The 14490-nt window shown below is 71.1% G+C and carries 14 protein-coding genes; 10 read left to right on the top strand and 4 right to left on the bottom strand.

Features of this window, described 5'->3' with window-relative positions; genetic code table 11:
- The first annotated feature begins 68 nt into the window (after window positions 1–68).
- A complete protein-coding gene (locus AN233_RS14675; protein WP_058367516.1) occupies window positions 69–1460 on the top strand; it encodes a cytochrome P450 in 1392 nt (463 codons plus the stop codon).
- A 117-nt stretch (window positions 1461–1577) separates the two neighbouring features.
- On the opposite strand, the gene AN233_RS14670 is transcribed toward AN233_RS14675, so the two are convergent.
- Together AN233_RS14670 and AN233_RS14665 are read right to left on the bottom strand one after the other, a co-directional pair.
- Window positions 1578–2114 (bottom strand): 2'-5' RNA ligase family protein, encoded by a 537-nt coding sequence (locus AN233_RS14670; RefSeq protein ID WP_058367515.1) that lies wholly within the window; start codon window positions 2112–2114, stop codon window positions 1578–1580.
- Complete coding sequence (locus AN233_RS14665) at window positions 2115–2303, bottom strand: DUF7554 family protein (RefSeq protein WP_058367514.1); 189 nt, start codon at window positions 2301–2303, stop codon at window positions 2115–2117. It abuts the gene before it with no gap.
- Between the two features lie 124 nt (window positions 2304–2427).
- Between AN233_RS14665 and AN233_RS14660 the strand changes: the two genes are divergently transcribed.
- From AN233_RS14660 to AN233_RS14645, 4 genes are all read left to right on the top strand, one after another.
- Window positions 2428–3687 carry a helix-turn-helix transcriptional regulator gene (locus AN233_RS14660; RefSeq protein ID WP_058367513.1) on the top strand — a complete coding sequence of 420 codons (1260 nt, stop codon included), beginning with the start codon at window positions 2428–2430 and terminating at the stop codon, window positions 3685–3687.
- A 42-nt stretch (window positions 3688–3729) separates the two neighbouring features.
- Complete coding sequence (locus AN233_RS14655) at window positions 3730–4656, top strand: YkgJ family cysteine cluster protein (protein ID WP_058367512.1); 927 nt, start codon at window positions 3730–3732, stop codon at window positions 4654–4656.
- A 72-nt stretch (window positions 4657–4728) separates the two neighbouring features.
- Window positions 4729–5670 (top strand): NAD(P)H-binding protein, encoded by a 942-nt coding sequence (locus tag AN233_RS14650; RefSeq protein WP_058367511.1) that lies wholly within the window; start codon window positions 4729–4731, stop codon window positions 5668–5670.
- Window positions 5667–6353: a DUF7530 family protein gene (locus AN233_RS14645; protein WP_058367510.1), complete on the top strand. Its 687-nt coding sequence runs from the start codon at window positions 5667–5669 to the stop codon at window positions 6351–6353. The genes AN233_RS14650 and AN233_RS14645 overlap by 4 nt, the downstream gene beginning before the upstream one ends.
- Window positions 6354–6413: 60 nt before the next feature.
- On the opposite strand, the gene AN233_RS17495 is transcribed toward AN233_RS14645, so the two are convergent.
- Window positions 6414–6584 carry a DUF5786 family protein gene (locus AN233_RS17495; RefSeq protein WP_394326210.1) on the bottom strand — a complete coding sequence of 57 codons (171 nt, stop codon included), beginning with the start codon at window positions 6582–6584 and terminating at the stop codon, window positions 6414–6416.
- A 153-nt stretch (window positions 6585–6737) separates the two neighbouring features.
- Here AN233_RS17495 and AN233_RS14640 point away from each other — a divergent pair, with 153 nt between their 5' ends.
- Window positions 6738–7784 (top strand): DUF5784 family protein, encoded by a 1047-nt coding sequence (locus AN233_RS14640; protein ID WP_058367509.1) that lies wholly within the window; start codon window positions 6738–6740, stop codon window positions 7782–7784.
- Window positions 7785–7931: 147 nt separating this feature from the next.
- Here AN233_RS14640 and AN233_RS14635 read toward each other — a convergent pair whose 3' ends face one another.
- Window positions 7932–8216 carry a DUF5789 family protein gene (locus AN233_RS14635; protein ID WP_058367508.1) on the bottom strand — a complete coding sequence of 95 codons (285 nt, stop codon included), beginning with the start codon at window positions 8214–8216 and terminating at the stop codon, window positions 7932–7934.
- A 185-nt stretch (window positions 8217–8401) separates the two neighbouring features.
- Between AN233_RS14635 and AN233_RS14630 the strand changes: the two genes are divergently transcribed.
- The 4 genes from AN233_RS14630 to AN233_RS14615 all read left to right on the top strand — a co-directional run bounded on the left by AN233_RS14630 (window position 8402) and on the right by AN233_RS14615 (window position 14423).
- Complete coding sequence (locus AN233_RS14630; protein WP_058367647.1) at window positions 8402–9226, top strand: PHP domain-containing protein; 825 nt, start codon at window positions 8402–8404, stop codon at window positions 9224–9226.
- A gap of 759 nt (window positions 9227–9985) precedes the next feature.
- Complete coding sequence (ygfZ, locus tag AN233_RS14625; protein WP_058367507.1) at window positions 9986–11107, top strand: CAF17-like 4Fe-4S cluster assembly/insertion protein YgfZ; 1122 nt, start codon at window positions 9986–9988, stop codon at window positions 11105–11107.
- Between the two features lie 75 nt (window positions 11108–11182).
- Window positions 11183–12628, top strand: coding sequence for an ATPase domain-containing protein (locus AN233_RS14620; protein WP_058367506.1), 1446 nt, complete (start codon window positions 11183–11185; stop codon window positions 12626–12628).
- 16 nt (window positions 12629–12644) lie between these two features.
- Entirely contained in the window at window positions 12645–14423 is a 1779-nt protein-coding gene (locus AN233_RS14615; RefSeq protein ID WP_058367505.1) for a PAS domain S-box protein, read from the top strand.
- Window positions 14424–14490 lie beyond the last annotated feature (67 nt).

The following is a 14490-nucleotide window of genomic DNA, read 5'->3' as shown; positions in this document are numbered from 1 at the left end:
GGTCGGGTCCGGGAGACGCGGTGAGAAGCCGGTCAACGCTTATCCCCGCGTGGTCCTGACCACCGGCCATGCAGCGGCAACCGCCCGGTCCCGCCGGTGACCCGGTACTGGGGAGCGCACGCCGGTACGCCGACGATCCCTTCCGATTTCTGTCCGCCTGCGGTGCGGCATACGGCGACGTGGTACGCTTCGATCTGGGGCCTCGAGAGACGTACATGCTCACGAACCCCCGCGACGTCGAGCGCGTGCTCGTGAGCGAGTCGGACCGCTACCGGAAAGCCGACCTCGGCGACCGCGCCATCGACGACCTGCTCGGCGACGGTCTACTGATGAGCGAGGGCGAGACGTGGGCGCAGCGGCGGTCGCTTGCGAACCCCGCCTTCGACATGCGGCGGATCACCGGGCTCGGAGAGATGATGGCGGCACACGCGGCGGCCGCCGTTGAGAAATGGGAACCCGGAGAGACCGTCGATGTCCAGCTGGCGTTCGCACGGCTCACGGTCCGGATCATCGCGAAGGCGATGTTCGGCGTCGACGCCGACGCGGAGACCGTGCGCCGCGTCCAGGAGTCGCTGGAGCCGCTCGGCGCGCGCTTCGAGCCGGACCCGCGACGAGTTCTCCTGCCTGACTGGGCGCCAACCCGGGAGAACCGCGCCTTCGACGCCGCGGTCGCGGAGCTGGAGTCGGTCGTCGACGACGTGCTGGCGCGACGCCGCGGGACCGCACGCGACCCGGCCGCAGACCCCGCCGGCAATGCCGGAACGGCGGTGACCGACCCCGTCACGGGCGAGAACGGCATGCCGATGGACCTGCTGTCGGTGCTGCTCCGCGCTCGCGGGGCGGGTGCGATCGACGACCGGGGGATCCGCGACGAACTGGTCACGATGCTGTTGGCCGGCCACGACACCACGGCGCTGACGCTCACCTACGCCTTTTACCTCCTCTCGGAGCACCCCGCCGAGCGCGAGCGCGTAGAGGCGGAGGTCGACGACGTGGTCGGGACCGGCCGACCGGACGCGGACGACGCGCGCGAACTGACGGTCGCGGGGAACGCCCTCGACGAGGCGATGCGGCTCTACCCGCCGGTGTACACCCTGTTCCGTCAGCCGACAGTCGACGTGAAACACGCCGGCTACCGCGTGCCCGCGGACGCGCTCGTGATGCTCCCGCAGTGGGTCGTTCATCGCTCGGACCGATGGTACGACGACCCCGAGGCGTTCGATCCCGACCGCTGGACGCCGGAGCGTGCCACCGACCGCCCGCGGTTCGCCTTCTTCCCGTTCGGCGGCGGACCGCGCCACTGCATCGGCCGCGGCTTCTCGCTGCTCGAGGCGAAGATCATTCTTGCGACGGTCTGTTCCCGCTACCGGCTCGACTACGAGGGGCCGGCGCTGTCGCTGCGCGGGTCGCTGACGATGCACCCCGAGGGGCCGGTCACGATGCGCGTCCGAGAGCGGTAGGGACCTGGAGACAGAAATGCGTCCGCTGAGGGGCAGAAACGCTCCCGCAGAGGGGCAAAAACGCCCCGCGAAGGGACAGAAACCCTCCCACAGAGGGGCAGAAATAGGTCGCCGCGGTCAGCCGCGAAGGGGGACCGTCGCGGCGACCTCCCGGAACTCGGGGTCGTAAACGTCCAGTTCGGTCGCGGTCCACGTCACGGGGTCGACGTCCGCCGCCAGCAGTCCCTCGACGGCGTCGCGGTCGCCGCCGCGTGCGAGGGTCACGTGCGGGACGTAGTCGTCGCCCTCGATGCCCTCGACCGGGTCGAATGCGCCGCAGAGTCGTCGATGGAGCCGTCGGAGGGCGTCGCTCTCGACCGCGAGGTAGACGACCGGTCCCGGCCCCTGCGCCGGGCGTTCGAAGGCGTCGAGCCCCGCGATCCGGAGGTCTATCGGCGCGGTGCCGGCCAGCAGCGGGCGGAGCTCCTCGCGGAGCGCCGCGAGCGCGCGGTCCTTATGTGGGGCGCGACCGGCGACCGGGAGGTCGCCGACGCCGATGCGCTTACAGACGAGGGTGTGGCGCTCGCGGACGCGGTCGAAGGGGATCAGTTGCGGGTGCAGGTCGTCCGCGATTCGCTCCACCGCGGGCGGAACCGGGACGTTCAGGCTGAACATTCAGATCCGGTCGGTGAGCCAGAGCACGATGAGGACGACGACGGCGACCCCGACGAGCGTCGGGATCGCACGGAAGACCGCGGCGGTGATCGACAGCACCTCACCGAGGATCTCGAGGGCGAGCCAGACGATCACGAGCCCGAGGATAAGCTTCAGCAGGTCCTCGACATCGAGTTTGGCGCGGGTCATGCCTCGGTGTGGCGGCCGGGAGAGCAAAAGGACTGCGGCCGACCGCACTCCCCGAACCGACCGCGTCTCCGCCACCCCTGCGGCAAGCGGAAACCGCTTAGTCCCGGGGGGAGAGAAAACGTCCATGGACCGCAGTTCGGACCGGACGGGCGCGCCGGGCGCCGCGGGGTCGACGAGGACGGCCGTCGCGACCGCGCTGGCGCTGGCGCTGCTCGTCACGGTCGTCGCGGGCGGCGCCGGGGCGCTGGTCGATGGCGCCGGAGGGGGGGCCGCAGCCGGAGATGGCGCCGCCTCCGTCGTACAGCCCGAGGGGTTCGCCTCGGCGCAGGCGGTCGACGCGGACCGCGTGCTGCTTTCGGCCTCGGTCGACGAGTCGGGCGACGCCTCGTGGCGCGTCGAGTACCGCGTGCGCCTCGACACGGAGGACCGGGAGGCCGCATTCGAGGACCTGGAGGCCGACGTGGCCGAGAACGAGTCCGACTACGCCGCGCGCTTCGAGGAGCGCATGGCCGCGACCGCGGCGACCGCCGAGAACGCGACCGGCCGCGAGATGACCGTCGGGAACACGACCGTGACGACCGCGCGAGAGCAGTTCCCCGAGGAGACGGGCCTGCTCGTCTACGAGTACGAGTGGACCGGCTTCGCCGCCGCGGCGGACGGTCGTCTGGAGATGGGCGACGCCCTCGGCGGGCTGTACCTGGAGGATGGATACGCCCTGACGATCCGGTGGCCTGAGGGGTACGAGCGGCAGACCGCGTCGCCGGGGCCGGACGCGAGCGACGACCGTTCCGTGACGTGGCGGGGACCGCGCGACTTCTCGACCGACGAGCCGCGGGTAACCGCCGCACAGCCGAGCGTCCTCGACGCTGGCGGGACCGCGGTCGCCGGCGCCGTCGTCGTCGCGCTGGTGGCTGGACTGCTCTACTGGCGCCGCGAGTGGGTCCGGGACGCGGTCGGGCTGACCGACGGTGTCGACGAGAGCGAGGGCGACGGCGATGCCGGTGCGAGCGACGACGGTCGCGGCGGCTCCGGGGAACCCGACGCCGCGGGTTCGACGGGAGCGGCCGCGGCGGCCGGCGATACCGAGGAGACCGACACGAGCGAGCCGCCCGAGGAACTCCTGAGCAACGAGGAACGCGTGCTCAGGCTGCTGGAGCGGAACGGGGGGCGCATGAAACAGCAGGACGTGGTCTCGGAGCTCGACTGGACCGACGCCCGGACGAGCCAGGTCGTCTCCGGACTCCGCGAGGACGGGAAGCTGGAGAGCTTCCGCCTCGGGCGCGAGAACGTGCTTCGCCTTCCCGAGGCGGACGAGGCGGGACCCACCGGCGGCGACGAGGGGGAGCAAGCCGACGAGGAACGTGACGACGGCGGAAACGCGTAGCCGGGAAAACGATTTGCCCCGCGCCTGCGAAGAAGTGGGGGCATGGAGACCAACTGCGAGGGCTGTGCCGGCTGCTGTGTCGACTGGCGAGCGCTCGCGGACCATCCGGCTCCGGACCGGACCGGCCGCCGGGACCCCCTCGACGAGACCTACGACCTGGTCCCGCTGACCCGCGACGAGGTGGCGGCGTTCGTCGACGACGGGCTCGGCGACGCGCTCGTGCCGCGCCTGTTCGCGCCGGCGGAGGGCGACGACGCGGTGGCGGTGGACGGCCACGACCTCGCCGCGATCGACGGCCGACCGGTGTTCATCGTGGGGCTACGGAAGCCACCGAAGGCGGTCGCCCCGCTCGACGCGGCGCCGCGCTGGCTCCCGACCTGCGTCTTTCTGGACCCCGACACGCTCCAGTGTCGGATCCACGGGTCGGAGCGTTACCCACAGACCTGCGCCGCCTATCCCGGCCACAACCTGCGGCTGGATCGCGAGACGGAGTGCGAGCGCGTCGAGGCCGCGTTCGGCGGCGATCGACTGGTCGACGCCGTGGTCCCCGAGGACCTCCCGCCGCCGCGGTTCGGTCCCACCGCGCTCGGCTCGACGGTGTTTGCCCATCCCGACCCGGGCGCGCTGGAGGGGACCGTCGCGCGTCTCGCGGCCGCGGGACGGCGGGCGGGAGCCGGCTCCGTGCCCGGCGGCGACTCGGAGACGCCCCCAGCGACGGCGGCCGACCGAGCGACGCTCGTCGGCGCCGCGGTCGGCTCGCGCCCCCTGTCGCTGTCGGTGAATCGCGACCGGATGGCCGAGGCGCGCGCGGCGGTCGAGAGCGCCGACTCGTGGGTCGGGCGCGCGCTGGAGGAGTGGACCGAACGCGCCGCGGCCGCCGGCGGCGTCGGAGCGCCGGCCGACGACCCCGGGACGCTCGCCCGCGAGGTGGAGGACCGGCGCGGCGCGCCCGGGACGCCCGGCTGGTGAGACCCGAGCGGTGACCGCGCGGCGTGCGAACACGGGCGCGCCGGTTAAGGCGCAAGCGTACCCATCTCCCCCATGCGCGTGCTCGTCACCGGCGCGACCGGATTCGTGGGTAGTCGGCTGGTCGCCGCGCTGTCGGACCGCGGCCACGATGTCGTCGCGCTCGTTCGGGACGCCGCGCGGTACGACGCCCCCGCTGGCGTCCGCGTCGTCGAGGGCGACCTCCTGGACCCCGAGAGCTTGCCCGCCGCGTTTCGGGTCGCTGGCGAGTCGGTCGAGGCGGCCTACTACCTCGTCCACTCGATGGGGTCGGGGCCGGGCTTCGAGAGCCGCGACCGTCGAGCGGCCGAGAACTTCCGGGACGCCGCGGAGGCGGCGGGCGTCGAGCGCGTCGTCTACCTCGGCGGACTGGGGGAGGACGGCGACGCGCTCTCGCCGCACCTCCGTTCGCGCCGCGAGGTCGAGCGCGTCCTGGCAGGGGGCGCGTACGCGCTCACGGTCCTGCGCGCGGCGATCATCGTGGGACACGGCTCGGCGAGCTTCGAGCTGATCCGCCAGCTCGCCGACCGGCTGCCGGTGATGGTCACGCCGAAGTGGGTGAACACGCCCTGTCAGCCGGTCGCCGTCGCCGACGTGATCGCGTATCTGGCGGGCGTGCTCGACCACCCGGAGACTGCGGGTGAAACCTACGAGATCGGTGGGCCGGAGGTGCTGACCTACGCGGAAATCCTGCGGCGCACGCGTGCGCACCTCGGTGGCCGCCTGTTCGTGATCCCCGTCCCGGTGTTGACCCCTCGGCTCTCGGCGCGGTGGCTGTCGCTCGTCACCGACGTGTCGCCGGCCGTCGCCCGCCCGCTCGTCGAGGGGATGGGCAATCCGGTCGTCGCGGAAGACGACCGGCTCCGGGACCTGCTCGGCGTCGATCCGACCCCGTTCGACGTCGCCGTGGCCCGCGCGCTCGACGAGGGCGTGGGACCGGAGGGATCGACAGCCACGGGCCGGGAGGGAAACCGGTGAGTCGCGGCGGCGGGGACCGGTGGGTCTTCGAACAGCTCGTCGGAGCCCTCCCCGGGTTCGGACCGCGGTCGCGGGCGGCCGTGGCCGTGCAGGTCGTGCTCTTCGAGGCGGCGGTGCTGGCTCTGGGGTGGCACTACGAACTCCCCGAGGCGGCGCTCGCGGGTACCGTCGCCGTCCTCCTCGCAGGGATAGGGAGCCTCGTCCTGCTCCGTCTCGGCGCGGGGAACCGCCGGATCGACGCACCAGCTCGCCATACGGCGTTGTTGTTCGCGTCGAGCGCCGAGGTTGTGCTGGCGGTGCTCGGGTTCGTCGCGCTCGTGGTCCACCTATTCGTCGTCGACCCCGCCGACGGCACGTCGCTCGTGACTCGGCTGTTCGGGCCATCGCCGCCGGCGGCCGCGGTGTTCCTCGCGCTGCTGGTGATCTGGGACCTCTGTTACCGCGCGGCCACCTCCTGGTGGGTCGCGCTCGTGAGTCTACGTCGCGCGCGTCGCGTCGCGCTCGACCCGGCGAGCCGGACGCGCTCGCGGCGGCTGGACGCGGTCAACGCGGGGTTCGCGCTGGCTCACCTCGTGCTCGCACCGTTTCTGTTCGAGGCACCGATCCTGTCGGCGGCACTCGCCGTCCACGTCGTCGGCGTCGTCGCGCTCTCGGCCGCGGCCGCGGCGCTGACGGGACGTTGACGGAGAGGTTCGCGGGAACGTACGCGGTCGGAAGCCGCGTCTCGCTCGGGAACCGTGTGCCTACTCGTTCAGCTCGCGGAACTTGTCGAGGAGCTGCTCGGCCGAGTCGCCGGAGTCGTACGTGAACGAACCCTCGTAGTTCGTCCGCTCGTCGTCGAACGCGGCGTCGACGACGCCCGTCTTCTGCTCACGACGCTCGTGCTCGTCCTCGTCATAGGCACCCATTGACATGGTACACCTGCACTTGGAATCAGTCTGTTATAAGGATAACGGAGAAACACGATGATCGATCAGGATGAAACGGCTGCGGTCGGAAACGAGGCTGTGACGCATCGGACTGTGCCGCATCGGAAACCCTTAGCGGACGCGGGCGGTAGACCGGTCGTGGCACGACCGCTTCGATTCCGGCGCGCGCCCGGGGAGTGGGATCCGGGTCGGGTCCGCAGCCAGCTCGAGCGCCCCCTCGACGAGAACCTCGGCGCGGCGGGGTCGGCTCCGTGGTTCAGCCCGCCGCCGAGGTACGAGGGGCGGCGGTTCGAGATGGACGACGGATCGCTGGCGCTGTTCTGCTGGACCGACCACGACGACGACCCGCCGCCGGGGGCGTCCGCGGGTCCGGTCGGTTACTGGATCGGCAACACCGAGACGCCGCGGCGGCTCTGGAAGACGGACAAGTACGGCTTCGACGAGGTGCCCTACGGCGTCCGACGGTGGGCCGAGCGCGAACTGCTGGCTGGCCTCCACGAGGACGAGCCGTGGTTACGGGCATTCCCGCACGTCTCGTGGTTCTTCCTTCCGGTCTTCTGCTCGAAGGATGGCGCGGAGACGACACGGGCGTTCTTCCGCGACCACGCCGCCGGCTTCCCGGACGCCGACCGCGAGTCCGCGACCGCGTTCGTCGAGGAGATCCTCCGGCCCGGCACGCTCGACCCTTACCGCGCGACGATGGCCGGCAAGCTCGGCACCTCCGCTGGGATGGACCTGGTCCGAATGAGCGCCACGATGGGCGAGTTCATCGCGGCGAAGGTTCTCACGGACGCTGGCTACGAGATCACCCCGGAGATCGAGGTGACGACCGGCCACTCGCTCGACTACCGCGCGGAGCGCGAGGGGGACGGCGAGGCGCACCTCGTCGAGGTGACCCGTCCCCAGCCCGTCTCGGGGCGCGCGGCCGGCAGCCCGGTCGCGGCCGTCCGCGACACGGCCAAGACGAAGACGGACGGGCAGCTGGAGGCCCACGGCGGCGGAGTCACGCTGTTCGTTGACTGCTCGTCGTTCCCCGACGCCGACTGGAACGCGGTCAAGGGCGAACGGCCGGACGTGCGCCATCGGCCCGCGGTCGTCTTCCGCGCCCGCCCGAGCGGTCGGGTCGAGGCGTACAGCAAGGGCTCGGTGCCGGTCGATCTGGACGACGCCGTCGAGTGGGTCTGAGGCGGTCTCGAAGGTGCTCGCACCGCTATGACGGTCGAAAAGGCGGCGCGTGCCGCCGACAGAAGGTGACGCGTGTCGTCGCGTCGCGCGCCGACGGCCGGTCCCGCGGCGGCGCCGGCGCGGCAGCCCACGGAGTCGTGATCCGCGTTAGAACGACACCGGTTCCGGTCCCTGCTCGCCGAGCGCGTCGGGGTCGCGGTCCGAGTAGAACCGCCGCCCGACGCCGCGGGCGCAGACGCCCGACCGGATCGCCGTGAACACGTCGTCCGGCCGCTCGAACGTCTCCTCGCCCATGCGGGTGAGGATGTCCCCGAGCCGCTCGGAGCCCTCGGCGAGCTCTACGCTCGCGTTGCCGTGAGCCGCGATGATCTCCGACGTGGTCGCCGGGTACTGTTGCCGTTCGAGTCGTTCGTCGATGCCGTTCAAGCGCATCACCAGTTCGGAATCGCCGATGGTTCTTAACGATTGTCCATGTACGACCTTAGTCGAAGGGGATTCCTTAATGATCATTAATCACGCGGTCGGCGGGCCGTCATGGACGGTCCGTCATGGGCGGGTTTATGTCGCCACGTGCGGGAGCGGTGCCCGTGAACGACCGCGAGACGGAGGAGCGAGGGGTGGAGGGAACGGCCCCGCGGGACGCCGCGACGACGGACGGGTCGGTGGTCGCGGACCTGCACGTCCACACGACGGTTTCGGACGGGACGCTGGAGATCGAGGACGTGCCCGCGGTCGCGGCCGAGGCGGGTCTCGACTGGGTGGCGGTCACCGACCACGACCGGATCCATCCCGGCATCGACGCGCCGGTCGTCGAGCGCGCGGGCGTGCGACTGATCCGCGGGATCGAGCTCCGCGTGGACGCCGGCTTCGAGCGCCTCGACCTGCTCGGGTACGGCGTCGAGCCGACGCCGGAACTGGAGGCGGAGGTCGACCGGCTCCAGACGGACAGACAGGAGCGGGGCGCAAAGATCCTCGACCGCGTGGAGGCTCACACCGGCGTCGACCTCGACCTGGAGCCGCGGCCGGGACTCGGCCGACCCCACATCGCGCGCGCAATCGACGACTCCGAGGCGCCCTACGACTACGCGGGGGCGTTCGCGGAGCTGATCGGCGACGACGGCCCCTGCTTCGTCCCGCGCGAGGTGACGCCGCTCGACCGCGGGGTCGAACTCCTGCGGGAGTCGTGTGCGGTCGTCGGCCTCGCGCATCCCTTCCGGTACGGCGACACCGCGGCCGCGCTCGAGGTGGCCCGCGAACTCGACGCCGTCGAGCGCTGGTACCCCTACGGGCGCCGGGTCGACGTCGACGCGGTCGAGCGCGTCGCCGAGGAGGCCGACCTCCTGCTGACCGGCGGCACCGACGCCCACGAGCGCGACCTCGGCGTCACCGGCCTCACCGCGGAGGCCTTCGCCCCCGTCCGAGAGCGCCTGCCCGAACCCTGAACCCCACCGGCGGTGCTGGGGCAATGGAGTGGCGGTGCTGTGCTGTCGCGGTGCTGTGCTGTGTGGTCGGCGTGCGCGAGAAACGCGCGCGAGGGAGGCGGCGGCGCGGCCGCCTGCTGTGCGGTGCGGTTCCGCGGCCGCGCCGCCGCCGAGGCTGGGGAGGTGCGAGGCTGCGGTTGCGGGGCGGGACGGTGCGGGGCGGTGCGGTGGGTGGGACTGAAAGGGGCAGTCGGCGCGATCCGGTCCCGGCGCCGTAAGCGACGCGAGAGCGAAGCACTCGCTAGTCTGAGACTTCGTCTCAGGCACCGCAGCGAGCGGTGTCTCCGGCGTCGCCGTGAGCGCGGTGCGGAGCGAACGGCGGCTCGAAAATCTCCGATTTTCGGCGCGCCACTGCACGCCGGAGGCTCGCGAGACGCGGTTTGTCTCGCCAAGCGGGGAGCGAGGAGCGCAGCGCGTGCCGCGTTCCCGCGAGGAACGAGCGGGAGCCCGTGAGTCGCAGCCCGGCAGCCCGCTACTGCAGGCAGCCCGGACCGTCTCACGACGGCCGGTCGAGCCGGCTGGGGCTTTCTGGGTGGTGCTGTCCAGATCAGCAGGATCAGCAACAGAAACAGAACAGCCAGAAACGTCGCACAGAGAATCGGCTCCGACTTTCCGAGCACTCTCCTTCCGATCAGCACGATCCACGACCGCATCTACGACCGCACAGACGTACACCGCGTATCCAGCGCCCTTTTCCCCGCGCCGCGACTTTCTCCCATCATGACGCTGGTCAGTGACGCCCACGCGGACCACGGTGCGACGTTTCGCGACCGCGGCGGGCGCGAGGTGGTCGACAACTACGGGCGACCCGAGAGCGCGGCCCGCGCGGTGCGCAACGTCGTCGGCACGATCGAGATGGGGTACGGCGTCCTCGCGGTGACGGGCGAGGACCGCGTCGAGTTCGTCGACAACGCGGTCACCAACCGGGTGCCCGCGGAGGACGGGAAGGGGTGTTACGCGCTCCTGCTCGACCCGCAGGGGGGCATCGAGACGGACATGTACGTCTACAACGCCGGCGAGCGCCTGCTGGTGTTCACGCCGCCGGAGCGCGTCGAGCCGCTACTCGAGGACTGGTCCTCGAAGGTGTTCATCCAGGACGTGGCGCTGCGGGACGCCTCCGCGGAGTTCGGCGTCTTCGGGGTCCACGGGCCGAAGGCGACCGAGAAGGTCGCCTCCGTGCTGAACCACGCGGGCGCGCCCGAACCCGCGCTGACGTTCGAGCGCGGAACGATGGTGGACGCGGGCGTCACGGTGATCGCGACCGACAACCCTCTCGGCGAGGACGGCTACGAGGTCGTCTGCGCGGCCGACGACGCCGGCCACGTGTTCGACACGCTGGTCAACCGGGGCCTCAACGCCGCGCCGTTCGGCTACCGGACGTGGGACGTGCTCGCGACGGAGGCGGGCACCCCCCTCTTCGAGTACGAACTCGAGGGGACGGTCCCGAACGTGCTCGGCCTGCGGAACGCGCTCGACTTCGAGAAGGGGTGTTACGTCGGCCAGGAGGTCGTCTCGCGCGTCGAGAACCAGGGCCGCCCGAGCCGCCGCCTCGTGGGGCTCCGGCTGGGTGGCGAGCCGGACGCGGCCGCGGACGGGGACGCCGCCCTCCCGGACGCCGACGCGGCCGTGTTCGCGGGCGACGCCGCGGTCGGCGAGGTGACCCGCGCCGTCGAGAGCCCAACGCTCGGCGAACCCATCGCGCTCGCGCTGGTCGAGTACGATCTCGACGCGACCGACCTCGCGGTCCGCGTCGGCGGCGATGACGTATCAGCACACCTATCTGAACTCCCGTTCGTCGACGGGAGCGTCCGGTCCGCGCGTCTGCCACGTTACGACGACTGAAGAGAAATATTATCCAAATAATTTCATTTTGGGTATGATACACATTGAATAGGTCCCATCCCTTCCCAGTTCAATATGTCAGAGGTAGGTAGGTTGGAGACGGGAATTTCCGGCCTGGATTCGGTGCTCCGGGGCGGACTTCTCTCCGGCCGATCGTACATGCTCCGGGGCGGTCCGGGAACCGGCAAGACGATCCTCGGCTATCATTTCCTGACGGCGGGGCGCGACCGGGGGGAGTCGACGCTGTTCGTCAACTTCGAGGAGTCGACCGAGCGCGTCCGCGAGAACGCGGCGTCGCTTGGGTTCGACCTCGACGGGGTCGAATTTCTCGACCTGTCGCCGGGCACGGAGGTGTTCGCGGAGGACCGCACCTACGGCGTGTTCGCGGCCGACGAGGTGGAGTCCGAGGAGGTGACGGCGGCCATCGTCGACGCCGTCGACCGCGTCGACCCCGACCGCGTGTTCGTCGACCCGCTGACGCAACTCAGACACCTCGTCCGCGACGACTACCAGTTCCGCCGGGAGGCGGCGTCGTTCATGCGCTACCTCACTGAGGGGGGCGCGACGGTCCTCTTCTCGACCCAGCCCGGGACCACCGGGAGCGTCGAGGACTTGGAGTTCCTCTGTGACGGCAGCGTTCACCTGAGCCACGCCGAGAAGGGCCGCACCGTCGAGGTGACCAAGTTCCGCGGCTCCGGCTTTCAGTCCGGCCAACACACCGTCCGGATCGACGAGGGCGGGATGTCCGTGTTCCCGAAGCTGGTGCCGACCGACCACGGGCGCTCGCTCACCGACGAACGCATCTCGTCCGGCGTCGAGCGCCTCGACGCCATGCTGTCGGGCGGGATCCAGCGCGGCAGCGTCTCGGTCATCTCCGGGCCGAGCGGCGTGGGGAAATCGACCACCGCGACGCACTTCCTGAAGGAGGCCGCCGCCCGCGGCGAGCGCTCCGTCGCGTACCTCTTCGAGGAGGACGCCGCGACGTTCACCCACCGGTCGGAGAGCGTCGGGATCCCGGTCGGGGAGATGACCGGTGAGGGATCGCTCGCGCTGGAGGAGGTCGAACCGCTCTCCGTCTCGCCGGACGAGTTCGCCCACGCGGTCCGCGAGGAGGTCGAAGAGCGCGACGCTCGCGTGGTGCTGATCGACGGCCTCTCCGGCTACCGCCTCTCGATTCGCGGCGAGTCGGACGAACTGCTCCGGGAGATCCACGCGCTGTGCCGGTACCTGCGGAACATGGGTGTGACGGCGATCCTCGTGGACGACGTGGGAACGATCACGGGGGACTTCGAACCGACGAGCGACCGGATCAGCTACCTCGCGGACAATATGCTGTTCCTCCGCTATCTGGAGATGCAGGGCGAACTCCGGAAGGCGGCGGGCGTCCTGAAGATGCGCGCCAGCGACTTCGAGCGCACGCTCCGGGAGTTCGAGATAACCGACGAGGGGATCGTCCTCGGCGAGCCCCTCCGGGACCTGCGCGGGATCCTCACCGGGACGCCGGAGTTCACCGGCGAGTGAGCGTGAGCACCGCACGATGAGTGACCCCACACCGGGAGCGAGGGAAGCAGACCGCATCGACTCGCCGCCGACCGACGGCGACGACCCGGAGCGGCCGCGCGTCGTCTGCTGTCTCCGGCCCGGCGAAGACCGCGGACTGCTCGTGGAGTGGCTCGGCGAGCACGGCTACGAGCCGGTGATCGCCGAGCCGGCCGACCTCGAGGGGCTGGACTTCGAGTGCTGTCTCGCGGACCCGGAAACGGTGCGGTCGGTCGCGGACGGACTCCGTCGGCTCCGGGAGCGGGAGGCGACGCTCGTGCCGTGTCTGCTCGTGGCGGAAGGCGATCCGGGAGCGGTGCTGGCGCGGCTCCCCGAGGATCTCGCGACCGTGGTCACCGACGTGCTGTCGACTCCGCTCCGAAGCGCGGTCCTGGAGCGGCGTCTGGACACCGTCACCCGCGCGCGGTCGCTCTCGCGCGAGGTCGCCGAGAGTCGGGAGCGCTACCGGCGGCTGATCGAGCAGGCACCGGCGGCCGCGTTCCTGGTCGCCGACGCGACGATCACCTACGCCAACGCGGCGGCGGGACGGCTGCTCGGAACCGACCCCGAGGACCTCGCCGGCCGGGAGTTCGTCTCCATCATCGATCCGGACTGTCGCGACCCCGTTCGACGGCTGGTCGCGGACCCGGACGCGGCGGGGGAGGCGGAGTTCGTCGACGCGCGGATCCGCCGCAACGACCGCCCGGTCCCGGTCGAGATCGCCACCACCGCGGTCGACGGGGACACGGTACAGGTGATCGTTCACGACGTGTCGCGCCGACAGGCCCGGGAGGACCAGCTCCGGCTCTACCGGCGCGCCATGGACGACGCGACGATCGGGATCACGATCTCCAATCCGTCGCTTCCGGACAATCCGCTGATCTACGTCAACGACGAGTTCGAGCGGCTCACCGGACGCTTGCGCGAGGAGATGCTCGGCCGAAACCCGCGGATCCTCCAGACGGAGGACACGGACCCGGAGACGGTCGCTCGCCTGCGCGAGGCGATCGACGCCGGCGAGCCCGCAAGCGTCGAGATACTCAACCGGCGCGCGGACGGCAGCGAGTGGTACAACGCGCTGGACGTGACGCCGATCCACGGCCCGGACGGCGAAGTGGAGTACTTCCTCGGGTTCCAGCGCGACGTGACCGACCGGCGGGAGCGCGAACAGCGGCTCGCCGTGCTCGACCGCGTGCTCAGACACGACCTCCGCAACCGCCTCAACGTGGTGATCGGACACGCGTCCGGGATCGAGGCCGGGGAGGGGGAGATCGCCCACCACGTCGACCGCATCAAGAAGGCGTCCGAGAACCTGCTGTCGCTGTCGAACGCGGCGCGGCGCTTCCGCTCGGCGCTGCGCGGGGACGTCGATCTGGAGCCGGTCCAGCTGGACGAGGTGGTCGCGACCGCCGCCGCGGGGATCTGCGACGACTACCCTCACGCCGAGATCGAGACGACGCTCGCGTCCGTCTCCGTGCTCGCGAACGACAGCGTCGCGGTCGCCGTCGAGGAGCTGCTGACGAACGCGGTCGTCCACTGCGACCGCGACCCGCATGTGCGGGTTTCCCTGGAGCGTGACCCCGGCGTCGACGAAGGCCCCACCGCCGTCCTCCGCGTCACGGACAACGGACCGGGGATCCGGGAAGCCGACCGGGCCCCGCTGGCCGGGACCGACGAGACCCCCACGGAACACGCCTCGGGGATCGGGCTCTGGCTCGTCCGCTGGACCGTGGAGGACGCGGGTGGAACGGCTGTGTTGAATCGCTGTAAGGCGTAGAGATTCACTGTTTGACGAAGCGCTTGATGTTATAGACGACACACATCAGCGCGATTTCGCGGAATTC

The sequence above is a fragment of the Haloparvum sedimenti genome, assembly GCF_001462205.1.
In the GTDB taxonomy this organism is placed as follows: domain Archaea; phylum Halobacteriota; class Halobacteria; order Halobacteriales; family Haloferacaceae; genus Haloparvum; species Haloparvum sedimenti.
The sequence above is the reverse complement of the archived record's forward strand: the minus strand, read 5'-3'. Positions and strand labels throughout refer to the sequence as shown.

What these genes read in the sequence shown, in the direction of transcription:
- AN233_RS14650 (WP_058367511.1), top strand. Translation starts at nt 4,729, where the DNA reads ATGCGCGTGCTCGTCACCGGCGCGACCGGATTCGTGGGTAGTCGGCTG.
- AN233_RS14670 (WP_058367515.1), bottom strand. Translation starts at nt 2,114, where the DNA reads ATGTTCAGCCTGAACGTCCCGGTTCCGCCCGCGGTGGAGCGAATCGCG.
- AN233_RS14665 (WP_058367514.1), bottom strand. Translation starts at nt 2,303, where the DNA reads ATGACCCGCGCCAAACTCGATGTCGAGGACCTGCTGAAGCTTATCCTC.
- AN233_RS14620 (WP_058367506.1), top strand. Translation starts at nt 11,183, where the DNA reads ATGTCAGAGGTAGGTAGGTTGGAGACGGGAATTTCCGGCCTGGATTCG.
- ygfZ (WP_058367507.1), top strand. Translation starts at nt 9,986, where the DNA reads ATGACGCTGGTCAGTGACGCCCACGCGGACCACGGTGCGACGTTTCGC.
- AN233_RS17495 (WP_394326210.1), bottom strand. Translation starts at nt 6,584, where the DNA reads ATGTCAATGGGTGCCTATGACGAGGACGAGCACGAGCGTCGTGAGCAG.
- AN233_RS14635 (WP_058367508.1), bottom strand. Translation starts at nt 8,216, where the DNA reads ATGCGCTTGAACGGCATCGACGAACGACTCGAACGGCAACAGTACCCG.
- AN233_RS14655 (WP_058367512.1), top strand. Translation starts at nt 3,730, where the DNA reads ATGGAGACCAACTGCGAGGGCTGTGCCGGCTGCTGTGTCGACTGGCGA.
- AN233_RS14660 (WP_058367513.1), top strand. Translation starts at nt 2,428, where the DNA reads ATGGACCGCAGTTCGGACCGGACGGGCGCGCCGGGCGCCGCGGGGTCG.
- AN233_RS14615 (WP_058367505.1), top strand. Translation starts at nt 12,645, where the DNA reads ATGAGTGACCCCACACCGGGAGCGAGGGAAGCAGACCGCATCGACTCG.
- AN233_RS14675 (WP_058367516.1), top strand. Translation starts at nt 69, where the DNA reads ATGCAGCGGCAACCGCCCGGTCCCGCCGGTGACCCGGTACTGGGGAGC.